Origin of the sequence: Streptosporangium carneum, assembly GCF_027922005.1 — a bacterium.
Lineage (GTDB): Bacteria > Actinomycetota > Actinomycetes > Streptosporangiales > Streptosporangiaceae > Streptosporangium > Streptosporangium carneum.
Genome location: NZ_BSEV01000031.1, coordinates 1 through 22,152, shown reverse-complemented (window position 1 = coordinate 22,152; position 22,152 = coordinate 1). Strand labels below are relative to the sequence as shown.

At 70.1% G+C, this 22,152-nt stretch carries 23 protein-coding genes; 10 read left to right on the top strand and 13 right to left on the bottom strand.

Features of this window, described 5'->3' with window-relative positions; all coding sequences use genetic code 11:
- Positions 1-33 precede the first annotated feature (33 nt).
- The 3 genes from PKF00_RS37895 to PKF00_RS37885 all read left to right on the top strand — a co-directional run bounded on the left by PKF00_RS37895 (position 34) and on the right by PKF00_RS37885 (position 4,485).
- Positions 34-603 carry a dihydrofolate reductase family protein gene (locus PKF00_RS37895; protein WP_271222566.1) on the top strand — a complete coding sequence of 190 codons (570 nt, stop codon included), beginning with the start codon at positions 34-36 and terminating at the stop codon, positions 601-603.
- A 113-nt stretch (positions 604-716) separates the two neighbouring features.
- Entirely contained in the window at positions 717-3,464 is a 2,748-nt protein-coding gene (locus tag PKF00_RS37890) for an L-tyrosine/L-tryptophan isonitrile synthase family protein (RefSeq protein ID WP_271222565.1), read from the top strand.
- A gap of 139 nt (positions 3,465-3,603) precedes the next feature.
- On the top strand, positions 3,604-4,485 hold the full coding sequence (locus PKF00_RS37885; RefSeq protein ID WP_271222564.1) for an NAD(P)-dependent oxidoreductase: 882 nt from the start codon (positions 3,604-3,606) through the stop codon (positions 4,483-4,485).
- Here PKF00_RS37885 and PKF00_RS37880 read toward each other — a convergent pair.
- Positions 4,469-4,822: a ParB N-terminal domain-containing protein gene (locus tag PKF00_RS37880; protein ID WP_271222563.1), complete on the bottom strand. Its 354-nt coding sequence runs from the start codon at positions 4,820-4,822 to the stop codon at positions 4,469-4,471. The two genes, PKF00_RS37885 and PKF00_RS37880, sit on opposite strands and share 17 nt — an antisense overlap.
- Before the next feature lie 301 nt (positions 4,823-5,123).
- On the opposite strand from PKF00_RS37880, the gene PKF00_RS37875 reads away from it, so the two are divergent.
- Positions 5,124-6,245, top strand: coding sequence for a methyltransferase domain-containing protein (locus PKF00_RS37875; protein ID WP_271222562.1), 1,122 nt, complete (start codon positions 5,124-5,126; stop codon positions 6,243-6,245).
- Positions 6,246-6,392: 147 nt separating this feature from the next.
- On the opposite strand, the gene PKF00_RS37870 is transcribed toward PKF00_RS37875, so the two are convergent.
- The 4 genes from PKF00_RS37870 to PKF00_RS37855 all read right to left on the bottom strand — a co-directional run bounded on the left by PKF00_RS37870 (position 6,393) and on the right by PKF00_RS37855 (position 10,695).
- Positions 6,393-6,785: an LppU/SCO3897 family protein gene (locus tag PKF00_RS37870; protein WP_271222561.1), complete on the bottom strand. Its 393-nt coding sequence runs from the start codon at positions 6,783-6,785 to the stop codon at positions 6,393-6,395.
- Between the two features lie 293 nt (positions 6,786-7,078).
- A complete protein-coding gene (locus tag PKF00_RS37865; RefSeq protein ID WP_271222560.1) occupies positions 7,079-9,442 on the bottom strand; it encodes a tetratricopeptide repeat protein in 2,364 nt (787 codons plus the stop codon).
- A 91-nt stretch (positions 9,443-9,533) separates the two neighbouring features.
- Entirely contained in the window at positions 9,534-9,968 is a 435-nt protein-coding gene (locus tag PKF00_RS37860) for a hypothetical protein (protein ID WP_271222559.1), read from the bottom strand.
- A 157-nt stretch (positions 9,969-10,125) separates the two neighbouring features.
- The gene (locus PKF00_RS37855; RefSeq protein ID WP_271222558.1) at positions 10,126-10,695 is read right to left on the bottom strand and encodes a CGNR zinc finger domain-containing protein; all 570 of its coding nucleotides are present in this window, start codon (positions 10,693-10,695) and stop codon (positions 10,126-10,128) included.
- 72 nt (positions 10,696-10,767) lie between these two features.
- Between PKF00_RS37855 and PKF00_RS37850 the strand changes: the two genes are divergently transcribed.
- The 3 genes from PKF00_RS37850 (at position 10,768) to PKF00_RS37840 (ending at position 13,398) form a co-directional block, all read left to right on the top strand.
- Positions 10,768-11,523 (top strand): class I SAM-dependent methyltransferase, encoded by a 756-nt coding sequence (locus tag PKF00_RS37850; protein ID WP_271222557.1) that lies wholly within the window; start codon positions 10,768-10,770, stop codon positions 11,521-11,523.
- Positions 11,524-11,608: 85 nt separating this feature from the next.
- Positions 11,609-12,757, top strand: a complete 1,149-nt coding sequence (locus tag PKF00_RS37845; RefSeq protein WP_271222556.1) for a serine hydrolase domain-containing protein — start codon at positions 11,609-11,611, stop codon at positions 12,755-12,757.
- Positions 12,758-12,834: 77 nt separating this feature from the next.
- Entirely contained in the window at positions 12,835-13,398 is a 564-nt protein-coding gene (locus PKF00_RS37840) for a hypothetical protein (RefSeq protein ID WP_271222555.1), read from the top strand.
- An 80-nt stretch (positions 13,399-13,478) separates the two neighbouring features.
- Here PKF00_RS37840 and PKF00_RS37835 read toward each other — a convergent pair whose 3' ends face one another.
- The 3 genes from PKF00_RS37835 to PKF00_RS37825 form a co-directional block, all read right to left on the bottom strand.
- A complete protein-coding gene (locus tag PKF00_RS37835; protein ID WP_271222554.1) occupies positions 13,479-14,723 on the bottom strand; it encodes an MFS transporter in 1,245 nt (414 codons plus the stop codon).
- On the bottom strand, positions 14,714-15,214 hold the full coding sequence (locus PKF00_RS37830; protein ID WP_271222553.1) for a MarR family winged helix-turn-helix transcriptional regulator: 501 nt from the start codon (positions 15,212-15,214) through the stop codon (positions 14,714-14,716). The genes PKF00_RS37835 and PKF00_RS37830 overlap by 10 nt, the downstream gene beginning before the upstream one ends.
- Before the next feature lie 153 nt (positions 15,215-15,367).
- Positions 15,368-15,961, bottom strand: coding sequence for an NADPH-dependent FMN reductase (locus tag PKF00_RS37825; RefSeq protein WP_271222552.1), 594 nt, complete (start codon positions 15,959-15,961; stop codon positions 15,368-15,370).
- Positions 15,962-16,074: 113 nt separating this feature from the next.
- Here PKF00_RS37825 and PKF00_RS37820 point away from each other — a divergent pair, with 113 nt between their 5' ends.
- Complete coding sequence (locus PKF00_RS37820) at positions 16,075-16,911, top strand: helix-turn-helix domain-containing protein (RefSeq protein ID WP_271222551.1); 837 nt, start codon at positions 16,075-16,077, stop codon at positions 16,909-16,911.
- A gap of 250 nt (positions 16,912-17,161) precedes the next feature.
- On the opposite strand, the gene PKF00_RS37815 is transcribed toward PKF00_RS37820, so the two are convergent.
- Together PKF00_RS37815 and PKF00_RS37810 are read right to left on the bottom strand one after the other, a co-directional pair.
- Positions 17,162-17,794, bottom strand: a complete 633-nt coding sequence (locus tag PKF00_RS37815; protein WP_271222550.1) for a class I SAM-dependent methyltransferase — start codon at positions 17,792-17,794, stop codon at positions 17,162-17,164.
- A 245-nt stretch (positions 17,795-18,039) separates the two neighbouring features.
- Positions 18,040-18,582: a hypothetical protein gene (locus PKF00_RS37810; protein ID WP_271222549.1), complete on the bottom strand. Its 543-nt coding sequence runs from the start codon at positions 18,580-18,582 to the stop codon at positions 18,040-18,042.
- A gap of 328 nt (positions 18,583-18,910) precedes the next feature.
- Between PKF00_RS37810 and PKF00_RS37805 the strand changes: the two genes are divergently transcribed.
- Positions 18,911-19,165 (top strand): hypothetical protein, encoded by a 255-nt coding sequence (locus PKF00_RS37805; RefSeq protein ID WP_271222548.1) that lies wholly within the window; start codon positions 18,911-18,913, stop codon positions 19,163-19,165.
- Between the two features lie 170 nt (positions 19,166-19,335).
- Here the strand turns inward: PKF00_RS37805 and PKF00_RS37800 are convergent, their stop codons facing one another.
- Both PKF00_RS37800 and PKF00_RS37795 read right to left on the bottom strand, forming a co-directional pair.
- Positions 19,336-19,857 carry an HNH endonuclease family protein gene (locus tag PKF00_RS37800; protein ID WP_271222547.1) on the bottom strand — a complete coding sequence of 174 codons (522 nt, stop codon included), beginning with the start codon at positions 19,855-19,857 and terminating at the stop codon, positions 19,336-19,338.
- Positions 19,858-20,429: 572 nt separating this feature from the next.
- Positions 20,430-20,891: a MarR family winged helix-turn-helix transcriptional regulator gene (locus tag PKF00_RS37795; protein WP_271222546.1), complete on the bottom strand. Its 462-nt coding sequence runs from the start codon at positions 20,889-20,891 to the stop codon at positions 20,430-20,432.
- Between the two features lie 97 nt (positions 20,892-20,988).
- On the opposite strand from PKF00_RS37795, the gene PKF00_RS37790 reads away from it, so the two are divergent.
- The gene (locus PKF00_RS37790) at positions 20,989-21,846 is read left to right on the top strand and encodes an alpha/beta fold hydrolase (protein WP_271222545.1); all 858 of its coding nucleotides are present in this window, start codon (positions 20,989-20,991) and stop codon (positions 21,844-21,846) included.
- A gap of 79 nt (positions 21,847-21,925) precedes the next feature.
- On the opposite strand, the gene PKF00_RS37785 is transcribed toward PKF00_RS37790, so the two are convergent.
- On the bottom strand, positions 21,926-22,152 hold a 227-nt coding region (locus PKF00_RS37785; protein WP_271222544.1), incomplete at its 5' end, for a DUF3592 domain-containing protein.

Here is a 22,152-nt window from a genome sequence, read left to right as displayed (position 1 = left end):
CTACAAACAGAGTACTTCAATCGGAGTGAATTTATGCGAAAGCTCGTCTACTACGTCGGCGTCAGCATCGACGGCTGCATCGCGGGCCCCGGCGGCGAGTTCGACTTCTATCCCCTGGGGGACGACATGGCGGCGTGGATCACCGCCGATTACCCCGAGACCGTCCCCGTCCACATCCGCTCCCAGATCGGCCTCGACGCGCCGAACAACCGTTTCGACACGGTGCTGATGGGACGCGGCACCTACCAGCCCGCGCTCGACGCCGGCGTCGCCAGCCCCTACCCGCACCTCAGGCAGTACGTCGTCTCGACCACGATCGGCGAGATCGCCGACCCCGGGGTCGACCTGGTGACCGGCGACCCCGCCGGGCTGGTGCGCCGGTTGAAGGAGGAGGACGGCATGGACATCTGGCTGTGCGGGGGCGGGAAGCTGGCCGGCGCCCTTCTCGAGGAGATCGACGAGCTGATCGTCAAGAGCTACCCCGTGGTCGCGGGCGCAGGTCTGCCCGCCTTCTCGGGAGCGTTCCACCCCACGTCGTTCACCCCGACCGCGACCCGGTCGTTCGGCAACGGCGCCACCGTGACGTGGTACGGCAGAGCCTGAGGCCGGGGCGGCGACGCCTTCCCGGAAGGGCCGATCATTGATTGGCCCCATAAAGTCCGCATTGATATATTTGCATTGACAAAGACCACTCGATACTGTTCGATCTTGATTTCATGAGCGTGTCGATCCACGCAAGTGACATTCCTCCCTGGGAACAACTCGCCGAATCGATCCGGATCACCCCCGCGCACCGGCTGTACCTCGCGACCCTGCCGACCGGCGCGTCCGAACCCGTGCCCCCTCACCCCGCCCACCCCGAGGGGACCCTCGTCGTCGGGATGACCGCGCTGACGGAGGGTGAGGAGGGAGCCCGCCTCCTGCGCGAGGTCATCGAGCGCCGCGACCCCCGCGAGGGAGCGCTCGCCCACTTTCTCGACCGTCTCGTGCGCCCGACGGCGCGCGTGTTCCGCGCCTTCCTCGACCGGCACGGCCGCTTCCCCGCGGAACCGGCGGGCCTCGCCTACGAGCTGTCGCGGGAGCGCGGCGCGACGGGGCGCGTCGTGGTGACCGACCCGACCTTCCCCGAAGACCCAGGGCGCGCGCTGGCGGCGATCCGCTCGGCGGCCCACCGGCTGGGCGCGCTGTTCGCCGCGGCGGGCCTCGGCGGCGTCGAGGAGAGCGCGGACGCCGTACGCGCGGCGGTCGACGCGAGTCTCGCCGCCGAGCTGCGGTTCCTGCGGCCGGAGACGTACGCCGCCCTGGGCGGCGCGGACAACGACCTGGTCCACACAGTCGGCCCGGAGCAGCACGCCGTGCTCACCGAGACGCTGGAGCGGGTCGCCGAGCAGGCACGGCGCAGGCGCGTCGATCCGGCGGCGCGGCAGCCCGCCGTGGTGATCGACCTCGACCTGTGCGCCCTCGATCCGCGCAGACGCATCCTCCACGCGCTGCGGACGGTCTCGGGCCCCAGACCGGGCGCGCCGCGGGGGGTGACGGAGTTCGCCGCCCCGGAACGGCTCGCGGCCCTTCCCGCCTACCACGGGCCGTCGTGGGAGCTGTTCGTCGAGAACACGGGCCTTCGACTCCGGTATCCCGGCGTCGACTGGGACCAGATGCTGACGGACTACTCCTGGGCCTTCTACCGGCCGTGGCGGCAGCTCGCCTGGGACACCCCGGTCGCCGGGCTCTCGCGTTTCGTCTGGGACGTCCACGACGCCGGGGGCCGCGTGGTCTTCAACACCGCCAGGCGGCACCGGGTGCGCGAGGAGACGGAGCACGCGCTGGCGCGGGCCGGCATCCTGCGCCCGAGGCTGCTGATGCTGCCGAACGACCGGGTGCGCCCCGTCCACGAGCTGAAGTCCGAGAACCTGCGCGCCCTGGCCGATCTGGAGGTCATCACGATCTTCGACGACCTGTGGCGGAACCGGCAGGCCATGGCCAAGGAGCTGCCGTCCGCGCGACTGGTCGCCGTCGAGCTCGCCGGGTTCACCAGCGAGCGCCCGCCCGGTCGCGCCCCCGAGGACGGCGCTCCGATCATCACGACGTTCGAGACCGTTCCCCGCCCCCTCCTCGTCACCGGGCCCGCTCTCTCGCACGCCCGCTCCCCCGCCCAGCTGCGGATCGGGGAGATGTCCTGCCATCCGGTCGCGCGTGACCACGCCGTGCGCCTGACGACGCCGGAGTCGCTGGAGATCGTCGACGCCCTCGTCTCGGCCGCGGACGCGGCGGCGGACCGGACCGCGGAGAACGCGCTGCGGCGGGGCGCGGAGACGACGGTCTCGCTCGTCCACCGCGTCCTCACCCACGAGCGGTTCCTCAGGGGCTCGCGCGAACACCTCTCCGAGGAGGCGGTCAGGGCGTTCGTCGAACGGAAGGAGCCGCTGCGGGCCGTGGCGCCCGGCTTCTCCGCCAAGCCCCACCACAACGGCCTCAGGACGGCGGGGCCGCTGCCCGACCTGGCCGAGCTGGGGGCGCTGGTACGCCTGCGCGAGCTGCAGCGCGCCGTCGCGCACGTCTACCCGCCCGGCCTGCGGATCACCGTCCTCACCGACGGCGACCACTACCGTTCCCGGCCGACGGCGACGCCGCCCGCCTACCGGGACAAGCTCAAGGAGTACCTCCGTCTCGTCGCCGACCCGGACACCCTGGACCTCGCGGACGTCAGCCAGGCCGTGCGGGAACACCTCGGTCCCGAGGCGTCGCGGCGACGCGCCCTGCGGATCGAGGAGCACGCGGGACTCCTCGGCGGGGCGCTGACCGGGATCGACGTCACCGCGGCCCCGCTGGAGTCGCTGGAACGCGCGGACCGGATCTGCCGCGGACTCGTCGGCGACCGCGCCGACGGCCCTCCCGTCCCCGGGTTCTCCACGCTGTTCCACTCGCTGGTCTACTCCGTGAACCCGCCGCCGCCCCCGCCGGGGACGACGCCGGAGGCCTGGGCGAGAGGGCTGTACGCCGACGTCTTCAACGTCACCGATCCCGCCGCGAGCCCCGAGGCCGTCGAGGGCCGCCGCGCCGTCCTCAGGAACGCCTGGGACGACGCCGTGCGCCGCCTCACGGTCCTGCGGGTGGACGGCGAGCTGGGATGCGAGGACACGGCGTTCCTCCCCGGGCGGATCCGGCTGACGCCCAGCCCGCGCCCCGGCAGCCTCGGCTTCTCCTACCTCGGCGGCTCCAGCGCGCTCCCCTGGCACGGGGTCGGGGTCGTGGACGCCGAGGGGACCCTGTCCGTCGACTACGCGGTCTCCCTGGCCGACCAGGGGTTCGTGCCCGTCCACTCCCCCCTGCTCGGCCCCGCGCAGCCCTGGTTCACGGTCCCGGTCACCTCGACCCGCCTCGTGGACAGGCGGCGGGGCAACGAGCTCGATCCGGCGTTCCGCTCGTCCGTCCGGCTCCACACTTACAAAAAGGTGAGTACCTGAGAAAACAGTAGGTACTTGAGAAAAGACCAGCGGCGGACCAGCATCGAAACGTCCCGGCCGGGGGCACGAGGAGACCCGGGACCGGGACGTTCACACGCTGACTCCTCGAAGAGCCCCTCCCGGAGAAACGAGGAAAGAGATGGCCGCAGACAACCGCGCTCCCGTGACGGTCCTGGGCCTCGGCCCGATGGGCCGGGCACTGGCCGGCGCGTTCCTCGACAACGGCCACCCCACCACGGTGTGGAACCGTACGGCCTCCAGGGCCGAGTCCCTCGTCGCCCGGGGGGCGACCCTGGCGGACACCCCCGCCGACGCGGTCGCGGCGAGCCCTCTGGCGATCGTCTGCGTGATCGACTACGACGCCGTGCACGCGATCGTCGACCCCGCGGCCGGCGCGCTGAAGGGCCGGACCCTGGTCAACCTCACCGCCGACACGCCGGAACGCGCGCGCCGGACGGCCGCGTGGGCCGCGGCGCACGGCGTCGACTACCTCGACGGCGCCGTCATGACCCCGACGACGACCATCGGAGGGCCCGCCGCCGTCGTCCTGTACAGCGGCCCCGAGGAGATCTACCGGACCCATGAGGCGACGCTGGCGAGCCTGGGCGGCGGCGCGACCCACCTGGGCGCGGACCCCGGGCGGGCGGCGGCGCACGACGTGGCCCTGCTGGATCTCTTCTGGACGTCCATGAGCGGCTTGGTCCACGCCTTCGCCCTGGCCGCCGCGGAGGGCGTCAGGGCCAGGGAGCTCGCGCCCTTCGCCAAGGGGATCAGCGCCCTGCTGCCCGACATCATGGAGTCGTTCGCCCAGCAGGTCGACGACGGCCGCCACCCGGGAGACCAGTCCACCGTCCTGTCGGCGGCGGCGGGGATGGAGCACATCATCCACGCGGCCCGGGCCAGGGGCATCGACACCGGCGTGCTGAGCGCCGCCAGTGCCGTGGCGCGGCGGGCGATCGACGCCGGTCACGGCGAGGACGGTTTCTCACGCCTGGCCGAGGTCCTCACGAACCGGGGGTGACACCGCCCGCCTGGTCACCGTGCCGTTCGATGCGCCGCCGTACCTCGTCCTCGGTCAAGCCCTCCTGCGCGGCGCCGAGACGCGCGGCGAACCGCAGCGCGTCGGCCCTGGATCCTCGCCGGACCTCCGCTTCCACATGGTCCTCCCCGCGCAGCCGGGCCGCGGCCACGCGGTGGTACCCGTCGACCAGGAGCAGTCTTTCCTCCATCTGGAAGACCACGACGGGCGGCAGTTCGTCGAAGATCTCCGCGTAGTGCTCGACTCTCCGGACGTCCAGATGGGCACTGGGGTCCACCGGGGAGTTCGAGAGCAGGTCCGCGATGGGGATTCGAGGCATACGCCCATGCTCGCCGACCGGACGGCGCAGGGGCGTGAAACCGGCTCGCTGACCGCTCCCCGGTCGTGGGGACGCCCGCCGGGAAAACCCGTGGATCACCGTGATCCACGGTGTTAGCATCCGCCCCGTGACATTCTTCTACCGACGTTGAGGCCCCCGTCGGCGAGGCGAGGAAACCCCGTCGCCGATGAGGCGGGACGGCGTGGCGCCGTCCCGGGCTTCGACGTGGGAGAAGAACGATCATCATGCGCGTTCGCGCACGTTTTCTCGTCGCCCCGCGTTCCAGCGCTCTCGCCGCCTCATGACGGCGGCGCGCCTGGTGGCGCGGTGCGTCCGAGGACTGGAGGCCGTCGTGGCCGCGGAGATCCTCCAGCTCGGACTCGGCACGATCGACCATCTGGGACACCGTGAGGTGCACTTTCGCACGTCCCGGCCGGAACCCCGGGCGGTGCGGCCACGCACCGCCGACGACGTCCTCCTGCTCGCCGCCCGGCTGCCGGACATCGGACCGGCCAGGGCGGGCATCGACACGCTCGCCGAGCTCGTCGCCGCCGCCGACGTGGACGCGCTTGTCCGCAGGCGCGAGCGCTACGGAGGTTCCGGAGAGCTCACCGGCGTCGAGGTGTCGGCGTCCTTCCTGGGAAGACGCAACTTCAACCGGTACGACGCGGAGGACGTCGTCGGCCGGGCCCTGGCGCGGAGACTGGGGACCGGCTACCACTCGCGGCGAGGGGGCGTCGCACCCCCGCCGACCCACAGCGCGTGGCGGCTGACCCTGGACGGCACGTGGGCGACGCTCATGCTGAGGGTCTCCGACCGGCCCCTGCACCGGCGCGCCTACAAGGTGCACACGATCCCGGGCACCCTGCACCCTCCCCTGGCCGCCGCCATGGCCCGCATGGCCGACATCCGGGCCGGTCACCGGGTCCTCGACCCCTGCTGCGGCGCCGGAACCCTGCTCATCGAGGCCGGGCGACTGCAGCCGGACGCCCGCCTCCAGGGTTTCGACATGGACCCGGACGCGCTGCGGGCGGCGCGCGCCAACGCGGCGGGATGCCGGGCCATCACCGTTCGCCCGGCCGACGCGGGCGACCTGCCGCTGACCGACGGCGGCATCGACCGTGTCATCTGCAATCCGCCGTGGGGCGCGCAGGTCAACGCGCACGGCCTGCTCGGCAGGACTCCCTCGCTGTGGTGGGCGGAGCTGCGACGGGTCCTCGCCCCCGACGGGGCGGCCGTGGTCCTGATCCCCGACGCGGGCGACCTCGCCACCGCCGTACGGCAACGGCTGACCCCCGTTCACCTCCAGCAGGTGCGGCTCTCTGGGGCCACGTCGTACATCGTCCGGCTCGAGGCGCGGCAGGACGTCCGTCCCCGACGCCCCGGCGCCGGTCGCGACGGGGGCGGGTCCCGCCTCGCCTGACCGCCCGGCGTCCCGGCCCCGTGGCGAAGCCCCCTTCGCCGCCGCGCGCCGGTGGCGGGTGATCACGTGGGGACCCGCTCCCGGCCTGCATGGTTCGCGCCTCCTGTCACGAGTTTCAGGAGGCGCGAACCGTGCCGCGGGACAGCGCTACTTCTTGGGGGCCAGGCAGAGCACGTAGCCCTCCTTGCCCTCCTTGCCCTCCCAGAAGGACTGGTCCGCGTTGGGGTAGGCCGAGCAGATCTTGCCTTCCTGGTCCGCCTCCCACTCCGCCTGGGACTTGGACTCGACCCGGCCCGCGACCGTGAGCGTGGCGGTGGGGTCGGCGCACTCGACGACCTTGAGCTCCTCTGCCGTGGCGCCGGCCATGCAGTCACCGGCTTTGGCGATCTGGGGAGCTCCGGTCAGCTGGTTGTACACGAAGGCGCCGCCTGCGACGACCACAGCGCCAATGGCGTAAGCGACGACGCGCTTACCGAAGGCCTTGCCCACACCTGCGGCTTTCTGACCGATTGCGGCGGGCTGCTGGGGGGTTTCCGTCATGTCTCATTTCCTACTTAGAGATGATATTTCGGGGTGAGAACCTACAGGGGAACCGCATGACTCCGCACCCGAATTGTCATTTATATCCACATGGGGAATCCGCGACCGCGCCGCCAGTGACAACACACCAAAAAACGTGCTTTGGCAGTGATCGCGAAGTTCAATCGCTCCATTCGAATGAGCGAACCCCGCCCGCCGATTTTCCATTTCGTGAGGCAAACTCAGGTTCGTCGGTACAATGCGGCGTCGCCGTACCAGATCTTTCACACAACACCACAAAGTCGGGAGGCGCGTCACGCACAGCCGAGTCGACTGCGCTCCTGAGCGCAGTGGTCCACCCAGTCCGTAAGCCCGATCACGCGGTAAATGTCGCCTGCCCGGGCGTAAGCGGCACACGCCAGGTCGCGGTCCCCCCGGCGATCCGCCATACGAGCTTCGCCGAGTGAGACATCGGCTTGGCCGTTCCGATCTCCAAGCTCCTCATAAAGCCGGCGGGCCTGCCGGTAGGCCTCGGCGGCCCGGTCGTACTCATCCCGCGTCACGGCGACGTCCCCCAGGCCGCAGATCGCGTCGGCCTGGCCGAGCCGGTCGCCGAGCTCCGCATAAAGCCGACTCGCCCGCTCGTAACGTTCCACCGCCTGATCAAGCTCACCACGTCTGACGGCGACATCCGCCAAATCCTGTAGCGCGCCGGCTTGATTTCGCCGATTTCCAGTCACCGACCACAATTTGTATATCCGCTGAAAGGCCTGTTCCGCCTGGTCGAACTCGTCGCGCCGCAGAGCGACGTCTCCGAGCCCCCACAAGGAGTTGGCCTGACCGTTCCGATCTCCGATCTCCTCATACAGCGCCAGCGCCCGCCCATAACGCTCTACAGCCTCGTCAAGCTCGCCGCGTTCGACTGCGACATCCGCCAAACCCTGCAGCGCGTCGGCCTGACCGCCCAGGGCGCCGGCTTCCTGATACAACGTCAGGGCCTGCCCATAACGCTCCGCCGCCCGATCGGACTCGCCACGCATGGCGGCGACATCCGCGAGGCAGGTCACCGCACGGCCCTGCGCCTTCCGGCTCCCGGTCGACAACCCCAGCTCATAAGCCTGCTGAAAGGCCTGTTCCGCCTGGTCGAACTCGTCGCGCCGCAGAGCGACGTCCCCGAGCCCCCACAACGCGTCCATCCTGCCGACCTGATCCCCGATCTCCAGATACAGCTCGAACGCCTTCCTGAAGAACTCCTCCGCCCGGTCGCGCTCATCGCGCATCCGCGCGATCTTTCCCAGACCCGTCAGCGCTCGTGCCTCATGGCGCCGGTCCCCGCTCCGGCCCGCGTCCAGAGCGACCTTTTCCCGAAGTTCTTCGGCCTGATCGGCTCGATCGTCCATCAGAAGCCACGCCGCGACGTCCTCCGCGAGGCCGAAGGCCACGGGCGCCGCCGCCTCCAGTGCGGCGAGCGCGACCCTGCGCAGCTCCCCCGCGGTGGACGCGAGCCAGTCCCGGGCCGACGCCGGGGTGTCGAACATCGGCCCCGTGTACCGCGGGGTAGGAGAACTCGCGTTCCCGAGAACCTTCGCGACGGCCGTTTCCACCATCGCGCCCAGGCGCGCGTACAGGCGCTCTCGTCCTTCGGCGACCGCCGCTCGCGCGTCATGTCTCCGGGAATACTCCAGGGCGTATCCAAGAAACAGGTCATGGAAACCGTAACGGCCTTTCCGCAGGCGGAGCAGCATGCTGCGTTTGGCCAGACCCGCCAGTGCCACAGCGGCGATCGGCTGAGCGACCTCCGTCAACGCGGCCAGTGAACAGGCGTTGAAATCAGGCCCGGGATGCCACGCGCAGGCCCGCAGCGTTCTCTGAGCGTCCGCGTCCAGCGCGTGGTAGGAGACGGCGAACGCCGCGGCGACCGCGCGCTCACCCTCGGGAACGTTGAGCAGGGGCCGGGTCGCGGAACGCATCGCCTCGACCAGGTCCGCGTCGGCCATCTCGGCCAGCAGAGCCCCGACCGCGCGCAACGCGATGGGGAGCCTCCCGCACAGACGGGCCAGCTCGGCCCTGTGCCCCTCTCCGGGGTTCGGCATCCGCCCGGAGAGGTGATCGAGCAGGGCGATCGCGTCCTCGACCGGGAGCGTGTCCAGGCTGAACCTGGCGACGTCCTCCAGTGCGTCGAGCTCATGGCGGCTGGTGATCAGGGTGAGACAGCCGGAGGCGGCTCCGGGCAGCAGCGGGCGCACCTGGTCGGCGTCGCGGACGTTGTCCAACAGCAGCAGAACCCTGCGCCCGGCCAGCCACGAGCGCCACAGCTGCGACTTGCCCGGCAGGCTCGCCGGCAGTTGAGCGGCGTCGAACCCGGCCAGGCTCAGCAACTCGGCCAGCACGTCGGCGGCCTCCCGCGGTTCTTCGCCCGGGGTGAACCCGAAAAGCTCCACCTCCAGGCGAGCGTCGGGAAACTCCTCGGCGAGCCGGTCGGCCACCGTCCGCGCCAGGGCGGTCTTGCCCACTCCCGCCATCCCGTGCACCGCCGACACCAGCACCGGACGGCCCGCGGCCCGCGCGGTCCGCACCTTCGACAGCAGGGCCGTCATTTCCTCGACACGGCCCACCAGGACCGGGGGCGGAGGCACGGTGAACAGCGCGGTCCGCGGGCGTTCGGCGGGCAGGTGCATGTGCGTGCCCTGGTAGACCCGCATGTCGCCCTGGCCCAGGTTGGCCTGTTGCGCGCTCCCGCCGGCGTGCGCCTCGACCCTGCCGGTCGGTTCACCTGTCATGCCGGGCGCCGAACGAGACGTTCATGCTGCCCTGAGCGAGGTTGGCCTGCTGGGCGTTGCCGGTCGCGTACGCGATCACCTGCCCCTGACCGACCGCAGCCTGCCCTCGGGCTCGCTCGACCATCTGGGCCACCTCGGCGGCCAACTCGGGATCACCGGCCAGGATCCTGCGGATCCGCACCCGCAGCGCCGCCTGCAGATCGGCGTTCTCGGGATCTCCGGCCAGCTCCGCGACGGTTTCAGGAGCCTCCTCATCGGCGGAGGTGATCCCGAAGACCCGCTGAAGGATTTTCCGGCCCCACCCCACGGTGGCATCGGCCGCGTCCTCCTGCGCCTGTGCCAGCACCGCCGCGCCGTACGTGCCGATCGCCGCTGTCACGTACGGCGACACCTCACCCACCAGCGTCGCCAGATCCACGCTCATTCACATGCCTTTCGTGACATGCGCCCCCGAGCGATGCGGCCTTCGCATCTCGCCTTCACCTGAATCCAACGGCCGAGCACTGTCAACAGTTCGCGTCTCACGAACAGAGCCGGGTCTCTCACCCGCGGGTCAGGCCTGAGCGGTCATCCCCTCGTCGTCACGGCCCTTTGCCCCTGGCCCGGAAGGCCGCGGTCTTGACGCGGTTCTGGCACGCGGTGCCGCAGAAACGACGGGTGCCGTTGCGGGAGACGTCCACGTAGACACGGTCGCAGTGCGGCGCCGTGCACACGCCGAGGCGGTCGTGGAACTCGCTTCCCAGCACGATCGCCAGCCCGGTGGCGCAGCTCGCCGCCCAGTCGCCGGCCACGGTGCCGCCGGAGCCGTGGAAGTGCAGGTGCCACGGCTCTCCGTCGTGCCGTTGGAGCAGCGGCCGCGCGCGGGTCTCCTCGAGAAGGCCGTTGACCCGCACGGCCGCCGTGTCGACGTCTCCTGCCGTGACGGCGTCGAAGACCACGCGCAACCGGGCCGCGATCTCGGCCAACTCGTCGGCCTCCTCCTCGGTGACCTCTCGGTGGTCCGGATAGCCGGTCCGCAGGCCCTCGGTGGCGGCGGCGGCGAGATCGCGCGACGGCGCGAAGGGGCGCCCTCGCCTCTCTCCGGCGGTCAGCTCGTTGACCAGGCCCACCGCCACCCGGACGATCGCATCGGCGTGACTGTTGAAATCCACTTGACCAGTTACATCCTTGCGCTCTAGCTTGTGACTATCAAAAGCTTAGACGACAGTCACAAGGAGGTCGTTGTGCTTACCCACGATGCCGCACGCGAATGGATCTCACGCTGGGACCGGCAGCAGGAGGGCTATCTGCCCGACCGCGAGGAGCGCTTCACCGCGCTGATAGACGCCGTCGAGGCGATGGGCCGCCCCGACCCGCTGGTCGTCGACCTCGGCTGCGGACCGGGCTCGCTGTCCGCCCGTCTTCTGCGGCGGCTTCCCGGGGCGACAGTGGTCTCGGTCGACGCGGACCCGCTGCTGCTCGGTCTCGGCCGGGCCGCCTACCCCCACCTCAGGTTCGTCTCCCTTGACCTGCGCACTCCCGGATGGACCGGCTCCCTGGGCCTGGACAGGCCGGTCGACGCGGCGGTGAGCACCACCGCGCTGCACTGGATCTCCGAAACAGACCTTCCGAAGCTGTACGCGGAACTGGCGACCGTGCTGCGCCCCGGAGGGCTCCTGCTCAACGGGGATCACCTGGACGCCGACGACGCCACTCCGGCCATCGCCCGCCTCGAGCGCGCCGTGCACGACCGGGAGAGCGAGCGCAGGTTCGCCGGCCGACGCCCCGAAGACTGGAGTCAGTGGTGGGAGGCGGTCGCCGCCGATCCCGCCTTCGCCGAACTCCACTCCGCACGCACCACCGCGGGAGCGGACCACCACGGCTCGGAGTCCCCCCTGCTCTCCGCGCACGTCAACGCCCTGCGTGACGCCGGCTTCACCGAGATCGGCTCACTGTGGCAGCGCGGCAACAACCGGCTCCTCTGCGCCGTCCGCGCCTGATCCGCCCGCCACCCCCACTCCGGCCGACCTTCAGATAAGCAACTCGCGTTGACTAAATCCAGATTAGTCAACTAACGTTGCTTACATGCCCGCAAACGACATCCCCGCCTCCCCGGAGCCCGCCGACACGTCGGCGGGCGACCTCGGCCGAGGCCACCCCGAGATCCAGCGCGTGCTCGAACAGGCCGTCGCCGACGGCGGCGGTCCCGGCATCGTCGCCGAGCTCAGGGAGGGCGACGCACGGCCGTGGTTCGGCACGGCGGGGACAGCCGACACGACGACCGGTCGCGAGCGCCGACCGGGCGAGCACTTCCGCATAGGCAGCTTCACCAAGGCGTTCACCGCCACGCTGGTCCTGCGGCTGGCGGCCGAAAGCAAGCTGGGCCTGGACGACACGGTGGCCAGGTGGCTGCCCGGCGTGGTGGAGGAGCACCTCGACGCGGACGGCGCCGAGATCACCGTCAGGCAGCTGCTCAATCACACCAGCGGGCTTCCCGACGCCGTTCTCGGCCAGGAGACCCCACGCCCCGAGGAGCCCGGAAGGCGGTTCGTCTACTCCAAGGTCAACTACAGCCTCGCGGGAATGATCGTCGAGCGTGTGACAGGATCAACGCTCGCGAACGAGGTCGACAGCCGCATCGCCCGCCCGCTCCGCCTGACGGGGACATACCTGCCGGGCACCGAGAGGACGATCCGCGCCCCGCACGCCCGCCACTACTCCAGATTCGACCAGACCGGCCACGACACGGAGATCCACGACGTGACCGAGATGGACGCGAGCTGGGCCTGGGCCGCCGGCGGCATGATCTCGACGACCTCGGACCTGCACCGGTTTCTGAGGGCCCTGCTGGGCGGCCGCCTCCTGCCGCCCGCCCAGCAGCGGGAGATGTTCACCACCGTCTCGACGGAGGGCTCGGACTGGGTCCCGAACACCGGATACGGCCTCGGCGTCTACTCCCAGAGGCTTTCCTGCGGGGTCACGCTCTGGGGCGGCGGCGGCTACATCCAGGGCTCGGCGACGTACGCGATGGGCGACCGCCAGGGCGTCCACACGCTGGTGAGCAACATCAACGGCGACTGGAACGACTTCCTGAAGATCTTCACCGACCTCTACGAAACACGTTTCTGTCCGACGGCCCCCCCGAAACCCAGCCCCGTAATCCGTGGAACGGGACAACCATCGACGAAAGGCCGGGACGGGAGGGTCAGCCCGCAGAAGCACCATCCGGCGTGAAAGCAATGTCACTGTTTTTCGATATCGCCATGTTTCAATGATGAAAGGAACCGTACGAGCGAGAGGCGTCCCCCGATATGCGCAATCTCAGCCCCGACGAGCTCGAACGCCTGATTCGTGCAAATCATCGCCTTAAACTGTCCCTAATGGTCACAATAGCTGTGATCATCGCGGCGGTCGTCCTCATGATGCCGACCGACATGCCATTCCCCGTCGGGATTGGCGCGGCCCTCGGGATGGGCATCGGATCGCTCCTGCTCATTCCGCAGCGGCGTCTGCTGAACGAACTGGGACTCACCAACGTGGAGGCCAGGGCGATCATAGAGGCCGAGCGGGAAAAGCGCGGCGGCCTCGCCGACCTCCCGCCGGAGGCGCGGGCCAGACGTGAGGCACGACGGGCGGGCGTCTTCCTGGTCGTGGGCCTGGTCCTCGTGGTGATCCTCTCCGTTGCCGCCTTCTACTTCTTCGGCCACGCCGGTCAGACGGTGGAGGAGGACGCCCCGACCGACCCGTGGTTCGCCGTCAGCTTCTTCGCGGGCTTCGTGGCCCTGTGCGCCGGCCCCGCCTTCCTCTTGCAGTCGAGGCGGTGCAAGCGGCTCGCGGACTCCTGGCGCGAGGCGGCCGCGAAGGAAGCCCGTTGACGGACCCGCCGCGGCCGTCGCGTCCCCGGCTGAGCGCCGACGGCTCCGGTGAGTCCCGGCGGGGCCGGACGCACGGGGTTTCAGACCGGCGCGGCCGGGGGCGTCGCCACGAACCTGCGCAGGCCCGGGGTGGTCGCCCCGATCAGCGCGACCACCCCGACGCAGAGCAGGCCGCCGCCGGCCAGGGCCGTCACGCCTGAGGTGGCGTCCGCGACGAGACCGCCGCGAACGTTGCCGATGTCCGGTCCGGCTCGCCCGACGATCTGTTCGGCGGCGCCGACCCTGCCGAGCAGCTCGTCGGGGGTGTGCATCTGGACGATGGTGCTCCGGGAGACCACGGCGACGGTGTCGGCGGCGCCAGCCAGGACCAGAGCGGCCAGCCCCGCCCAGGGGTTGGACGAGAGGCCGAAGAGCACGAGCGCCACGCCCCATGTGGCCGATCCGCCGAGCATGACCAGGCCGGGGCGGGGAAAGCGGGTGAAGGTCCCGGAGAGGAGGGACGCGGCGACGCCGCCGACCGCCACGGCCGTCAGGAACAACCCCAGGGTGCGGGGGTCGCCGCCGAACCGCTCCGCGTTGACCAGGGGGAACAGGCTGATCGGCATCGACAGCACGGTGGTGGCCAGGTCCGTGAGAAGCGCTCCACGGATGACGGGAGTGCCTGCCAGGAAGGCCAGGCCGTCCAGCACACCGCGCAGACCGGGGCGGGCGGGCTCGTCGCCGGGGCTCATCCGCGGCAGGCCCCAGGCGCCGAAGATCGCCGCGGCGAAGGTGAGGGTGTCGATCAGGTAGCAGCCGGCGACGCCCAGCCCGCCCAGGATCAGCCCGCCCAGCGCGGGGCCCAGCAGCATGGCACCCTGGAAGGCGATCCGGTTCAGCGCCAGCCCCGCGGCGAGCTGGTGCGGGGGGAGCAGACGGGGAACGAACGTGCGTGACGCCGGGCCGCTGCCCGCGCCGAAGCAGGATGACAGCGCGACCACCAGCAGCACCCCGGCGGGCGGGAAGTATCCGACCAGACCCTGGACGGAGAGAAGCAGCGAACACGCGGCCTGGCCGCCGATCGTGATCAGGTAGAGCCTCCGCCGGTCCACGCGGTCGACGACCGAGCCGAAAAGGAGCCCGAGCACGACGAGCGGAACGGCCGAGGCCAGGCCGACGGCGCCGGTCCACGCGGTGCTGCCGGTCATCTCCCAGACCTGGAACATCACGGCGACGAACGTCATCTGACCGCCGAGTCCGGACATCGCCTGACCGATCCACAGCCGCCGGAAGGGCGGCGAGGCCCGAAGCGGGGTCACGTCGAGCAGCGCGCGCCTTACTCCCATGCGGGGTCCTCGGCCAGCTTTTCCGCGATCCGATCGTGGAAGCTCTTGCGGGCGAGGACCCGTTCGATGTCGGCGACGACCCGGGTGAGCGGGTAGGGGATCTCGGCCTCGATCTCGGCGACGGCGGCCTCGGTGGCCCGCCACTCCGCCGCCAGGCGGTCGACGATGCCGCGGGCGTCGCCGGTGAGCGTCACCTTCTTGCTGCGCGCGTCGTCGCCCGCGACGGTCTCGACCCAGCCGGCCGCGCGCATCGCGGCCACCTTCTGGCTGAGCGCCGAGTGCGTCCGGCCGACCGACTCCGCCAGTTCGGTGATGGTCATCGGCCCGTGGGCGTGCAGCCTGAGCAGCTCCATCACGAAACTCGGCTTGAGCCCTTTGATGTGTTTCTCTGAGTAGAGGCGAGCGATGTCAGCGTCCATCGACGCCTGCAGAAGCCGCAGAGGCCTCCAGAGGCTCTCCTGGGTGGGGTCGGGTGCGGCGGGGTCGGCCATGGGCGCATCATAACAGCACTTATATAAGTACTGTTGTTTTTGTGTGAGGCGACGCCCTGGCCGAGTGCGGAGACGGCGGCCAGGACCTCGCGCTGACGCCCGCCGACCAGCGGATCGGCGCGCCCGAGCGGGACGCGCTCCTCATCGCGGCGCTCATGCCGGGTAGGGAGCGATCTCGCGCGCCGACCGAAGAGCGCCTGCCCACCAGGCCAGCTGGTCCAGCAACGCCTTGGCGTACCCGGGGGCCTCAGGGTCGAGTGGACGGCCGTCCTGCCACGCCGTGTAGTAGTTCGGAAAGGCCAGACCATCGCGAATCGTCACCGCGTGCAACTCGGCGAACACGTTCTCCAGGTGCAGCACGGCATGCCGGCCACCCGCCGCGCCGCCGTAGCTGACGAAGGCGACAGGCTTGGCCGCCCACTGGTTGAAGTGCCAGTCGACGGCCGCCTTCAGCGACGCGGGATAGCTGTGGTTGTACTCCGGCGTGACCACCACGAACGCGTCGGCGCCGTCCAGCGCCGAGGTCAGTGCCGCCATCCCCGCCGGACGAGGGTAGTTCTCGCCGGCGAACTTCGGCGATGCCGCGGGCAGGGCCAGCGGGATCTCCATCTGCGCCAGATCGACGACGTTCACGTCGAATCCACCGTGAGCGCGGGCCTGGTCGGCGACCCACGAGGCCACCACCGGACCGAACCGTCCTTCCCGGACGCTTCCGATGATGACCGCCAACGTGTGCTTGTTGTCCATGCCCACCACGATCAGGCGTCGTGGCGGGCATAGCCAGACCGTGCTCAGGCTGGCCCTCGGAGGGCCACCCACAGCACTCCACAACCGGAGTGCGGCACCGTACGCTTCACAGCATGGGTACGCCGTTGGGGGACTTCGTTCGGGCCAAACGCGACAGCATTCAGCCAGACCTGTTGGGACTGCCGGATCATGGCCGTCGCCGGTCACCTGGCCTACGACGCTCGGATCTGGCTGCTCGGGCCGGCATCAGCGTCGAATACCTGACCCGTATCGAGCAGGGCCGTGACCGCAACCCCTCGGTGGCGGTGGTGAACGCGCTCGCCGACGCGCTCAGCCTCGCCCCCTCCGAGCGCAACCACCTGCGCTACCTCGCGAAGATCACCGGCGGTGAATGTTCCGCTCATCCCCAGCCCACGCCGCCGCGCCACGACGTCCGTCCGTCCGTCCTGGAGACGCTCCGCCTCCTCGAACCGGGAATCGCGGTGGTGACGAACCGGCTGGGCGACGTCCTCGCCCACACCAGCGGTTACGAGTTGGTGATGGGCGGAACCGGGTTGCTCGACGCCGACAAGCCGAACCTCACCCGCTACGTCTTCACCGACCCCGGCGCCCGGACGTTCTTCGCCGACTGGGACGACGTCGCGGACGAACAGGCCTTCGACCTGTGGCTCGCACCGTCTGTCGAGAACTCCGAGTGGCTCTCCGCGGAACTCGCGCCCGTCTCCGGTCCTGACTTCACCCGGCGTCTGAACCGTCACGTGGTTCCGCGACGTGGAGTCCTACGACTCAACCACCCGTCCGGGTGCGAACTTCGGCTGCTCCGCGAGACGCTCGAACTCTCCTCAGACGCGCAGCAACTGGTCGTTCTTCTCCCCGCGGACGAAAAGACAGCCCAGGGCATTGATCAGCTCCGTCAGCGGTCCTCCGGCCGACTCCGCGCGATCTCGTAACGCGCCCCGGCCGTCGTCCAGCGTCGAGTCGTCAGGGACCACGGAGGCGTCCGCCGACGACAACAGCCTCTGGCACGGCGACCACCTGGCCGCCTACCGCGAGGCCGGGGCCGGGCACGCGGTCATCGGCGTCGCGGGCGGCGGCTGGCGGGCCCAGGTGGACCTGCTCGCGGAGGTGCGCACCCTGCTGCGCCAGGGCCGTTCCGTGGCTCTTTCCGTCTACTGCGATCGTTCGCCCATGCCGAGACGTCTATCCGCGCAGCAGCAGATGGCCTCGGCGGAACCGCTCTCCCTCGCGGGGCTCGCGCAGCATCCGTCCGACCTCGACGAACTCGACCTCGCGCGCCAGCTCGGCGAGGTCGTCGATCGGCCACCGGTAAGCGGGCGTCACCGCGTGGTCGAACACCGTCACCGGCCCGCCCTCGGACTCGAAGAAGGCAAGGAGCAGGTGGCCTTCCGGAGCAAGCACCCGGCGGAACTCGGCGAAGTACGACCGCAACTCCTCCGGCGGCGTGTGGATGATCGAATACCACGCCACGATGCCCCCGAGCTTGCCGTCGGCAAGGTCCAGAGCGTCCATCGAACCGACCTCGAAGCTCAGGTCCGGGTAAGCCCGGCGGGCAAGGTCGATCATCGCCGGCGACAGGTCGACGCCGAAGACGTCCAATCCCAGATCCCGCAGATGCGCTGTCACCCGTCCGGGACCACAACCGAACTCGGCCACGGGCCCCGCGCCGGCGGCCCGCACGAACTCGGCGAACGCGGCGAGCACCGCACGGTCCAGTGGCACCTGCGCGAGCTCGCCCCGGACGAAGTCGGCGTAACGCCCGGCGACAGCGTCATAGGCCTGCGCGGTGGCCCTCAGGTAGGGGGAGTCGGTCATGGCGGACGATGATAGCCCGCCCGCCCCGCTCACAGCCCGTCCATGGGCCGGGCTCTCGTGCTCGAAGCGACAGTTCAGAGCCCCCGGGGCGGCTCCCGGCGTCAGACCGGACTCGCCGCTGAGCGAGCGAGGTCCGGTCAAGGACCATTCCTCGTCGGCGAGGTCTCCACGCGCTATGGCGAAGGTTTACCGGGGCCGCGCAATGGAGCGCAGACAGTCCCGCTGATCTCAACTCCGTACGGGACCTAGAAGCCCGGCCACAGGGCGAACACGGCGAGAGTCCCGGAGACCACCAGGGAGACTATGCTCAATATGAGCCAACGAGCCGCCCGTCTAAGCTGATATATACGGTTTCTGTGGAGCACGCTGATCCTCCACAGTTCGGACACCCCTGCGTCCAGCTCTTTTTGGGGCGTCCAGGATTCAACGACCTCCCGAAAGCCGACGAACGTTTCCAGGGCCTGCACCGTATCCGACATGCAAAATATCAGGGGCGTTGGAGAGTCCGCCGCCGGAAAGCTTCTGCCCCAGTCTCTGACGGCTGCGATCAGGCGCATGATCTCAAAGGTGGAGACGAGGACGAAGACAAGCGCCACCAGTGCGGCGATCAGGCTGCCGCCCGACGATCTGGTTCCGAGGGTCAACATCAGCGCGGCACCCGCGATCACCAAAGTGTTGGCGCTCAGAACCGCGGCCGCGCGAGTCCACAGTCCAGCCCGCTGAGCCTCGCTACGCGATATGTGCCACCTGATGACGTCCAACTGATAGGCGACACCCGGATCGACCATCTCTGCTCCTTGGACTCAGGAAGGCATGCGCGGATGGGTGCACGAGCTACAAGAGGAACGCCCTGCCCCCGGTTCCGGTTCCTCAGCAGGGCCGCGCCGTCAAACCTGGACGTCCGCAAACAAGCAGCGTGACCGGCGGGTGAGGCGGGCAGTGAGCGGACCTGCCCCGTCGCCGACATCGTCCCCGCAGCAGAGTGATCCTGCGCATGTCATTCGTTTACCGACCCTTGGCCTCCGAGGAGGCGGATGGGGGTATGTCCTCCCACATAGTGCGATCTTGAGCCCGGGGAGGTCGATCATGTACGCAACGGTACGGCGATACGAAGGGGTGACCGATCCCGCCGAGGCGGGACGCCGGGTGAGTGAGGGGTTCGTGCCGCTCATCCGCCAGGTCCCCGGATTCGTGGCTTACTACTGGGTCGACGCCGGGGATGGGGTGATGGTTTCCACCAGTGTCTTTGAAGATCAGGACGGAGCCGAGGAATCCACCCGAAGGGCTACGGACTTCGTACGGGAGAACCTCGCCTCCCTGCTTCCCAACCCTCCTCAGGTCACGGCCGGCGAGATCTCGGCGTCCGGGTGACGGCCGCGTCTCGAAAGGTCGGCGCGTGCCGGCCGGGGCGTGACAGCACAGCCCTTCCCCGCCCCCGACGACCGCCCGGTCGTATGTCCCGCCCGAGACCCGGCTTCGCGACGCACGAGCGGGGCGTCAGGAACCGAAGCCTGCAGATGCCGCCCTGACCACTCCTCATCTCATTGCCTTCGGCAGGTGCGGAGCATGTTGCCCAGGGCCACTTTCTCCCCCCGGGTGACGAAGAGCCGGTAGTGGTGCTTCACCGTGATCCATGAGGTCGCGTAGCGGCACCAGTGACTGCGGCGCGACGGACGCCAGCTCTGCGGTCCCTGGCCTCCCTTCGCGATGTTGGCGGAGTGGCTGACCGCTACCAGCTCGGGGCGATTGAGGTCGTTGGCGAAGGCGCGCCGCCGTGCCTGGCTCCATCTGCTGGCCCCGGAGCGCCAGGCGTACGCCAGCGGCACGACATGGTCGACGTCGATCTGCTTCACGCTCTTCAGCACCCTGCCGTCGTACGGGCTGTACCAGACACCCCTTACAGGCTGGCAGGCGGCGTTTCTGCGCACGCCCCGCCCGCTGCGGGCAAGGACCACCTCCCGCGCGTCACACTTACCTCTGTGGTGCGCCCACCGGGGCTGGAACCGCCGATGGCTGTAACCGCGCATCGACAACGGCCTGGCGACCTTCAGCTGGGCCAGCATGCGGTGAGCCGGCGCCGCGGCACCGCCCCGTGGCCGTTCGCGCGCGTCGGCCGCCGCTCGGGAATCGGTGACGACAGCGGTGACCTGAACGATCAGAAGAGTGAGTACGGCGACTCGGCAGGTCCGACTCAAGAAGATCATGATTCCAGCCATACCAGCCATTCCCATCGGCCGTGGCGATATGCAAGATATGTGCACGAAGTAATGCGACCAGACGCACTGATCGACAGTGGTGCGAGGGGCGCACGCGGTCCACCGTCTCCGCCACCGGCTCAGGAAGGCCGCGCACCTGGTCGGCGGTAATCTCCTCGTTCGACGCCGCCTTCAGGCGACGCTTGCCGACACAGGGAAGGCTCCCACTCCCTCTCGGCGGATCATGCGCGGAGCGTGGACGACCGCCTCCAGCTCACGCGGGGACCGCGGTGACGTGACGGCCGCGTCCAGCGTACGGACGACCTCGCCCCCGAGGGCATCCGCGGTCCGAGCGTGCAGTGTCGAGGAGCGGCGAGACCACGGGCGCCTGGCCGGTCACTCCGGGGAGACCTTCGGCTCATGACGTGGACCGGCACAACCTAGTCCTGGGCGGTTCGTCTCAGGGTGACGGCCTCGTGCACACCACCGAGGAAGCGCTCGACGGTCGCCTGCTCTGCGGCGTCGAACCGGCCCATGACGGCGACGATCTCGTGGATGAGCGGGCCGAAGAAGCCCCATCCGAGCGCGACGGCGCTCTCGTCCACTTTCAGCAGCACCCGCCGACGGTCCTGGGTGTCGCGTTCCCGGCGCACGTGACCGAGTCTTTCCAGACGGTCGACCACCGCCGTGGTGCCCGCGGAGTTGAGGCCGAGGTGCGCCCCCAGCGTTCCCGGGGTGGCGGGCGTTCCCGTGCGGGCGGCGTCCAGCAGGCAGATGAGCGCACGCACATCGGTCGGATGAAGAGCGTGCTCGGCGGCGAACCTCTCTCCCATGCGGTCGAGTTCCACGGTGATGGCGCGCAGCAGGTGGACCACCCGCATCCCGGCGTCCTGTTCGTACACGTCCCCGCCACCCTCCCGGCTCCTCGTCCCCGCCACAGTATGGCATTATCTCGCTCAACGAGATTATTGCTGAGCGAGCTACTTATCGGGGTGGGGCATGTCCGACGACCGGAACACGGCCTTCCTCTCCGCCTACGACGCGGTCCTTGAGCGCTGGCCGGTCCGGGTCGAGTCGATCGATCTGCCGTCGGTGTACGGCACGACACGGGTGAACGCGTGCGGCCCCGCAGACGGCCCGCCGTTGGTCCTGTTGCACGGCGGCGGCACCACGGCGGCGATGTGGTTCGCCAACGTCGCCGCGTTCGCACACCGCCATCGGGTGTACGCCGTGGACCGCATCGGCGAGCCGGGACGGAGCGTCCGGGGCGAACGCCCCCCTCGCAGCGTCCGCGACCTGCTCGGCTGGCTGGACGGGGTGCTCGACGGGCTCGGGATCGAGAGCGCCGCGGTGTGCGGACACTCCTACGGAGGGTGGATCGCCCTGACGTACGGTCTCCACGCACCCCGGCGGGTCCGGCGGCTCGTCCTGCTCGACCCGACGCAGTGTTTCGGAGGGTTCCGGGCGGGATACCTGGCACGCGCCCTGCCGTCCCTCACGCGGCCGACGGCCTCGCGTGCGCGGGCCTTCCTGGCGTGGGAGACCGGCGGCGCGCACGCCGACCCCGCCTGGCTGCGGCTCTACGGCCTGGCCGCGGAGTTCCCGGACACGAAGGTCGTAACCGGCAAGCGGCCCAGGCCCGAATCGCTGCGCGCGCTCACGACGCCGACCCTGGTGCTCCTCGCCGGACGCGGCAGGGCCCACTCCCCGCACCGCGTCGCATCCGCCGCCGCACGCCTTCTGCCCCACGCGGAGACCGCGGTGCTTCCGGGCCTGTCCCATCACGCGATGCCGTGGCACGAGGCCGCCGACCTCAACACCCGCGTCGTCGGCTTCCTCGACAGGACAGCGATGTGAAACCCCGAACGACCCGAGACCGTACGGGCCTCACACCTCCGCACCGCCTACGGATGCCGGCGATGTCCGCTCCCCGTCCTCACAACCAGGATTTGACCGCGAAGACCAGGGAGACCACCAGGATGATCGCCCCAACGGTCATGAACAGCACGCTGTGGAGCACGCCCTTGCCGCCCGCCCCGTCCAGACGGGCACGCTGGGGTCGCTCGGGGTCGTAGACCACCATGACCTGCTGGCCCGGACGGACCGGCGACGGGTTCGAGCCCAGATCCGACTCGGTCTCCACCACGGAGCCCTGCACCGTCT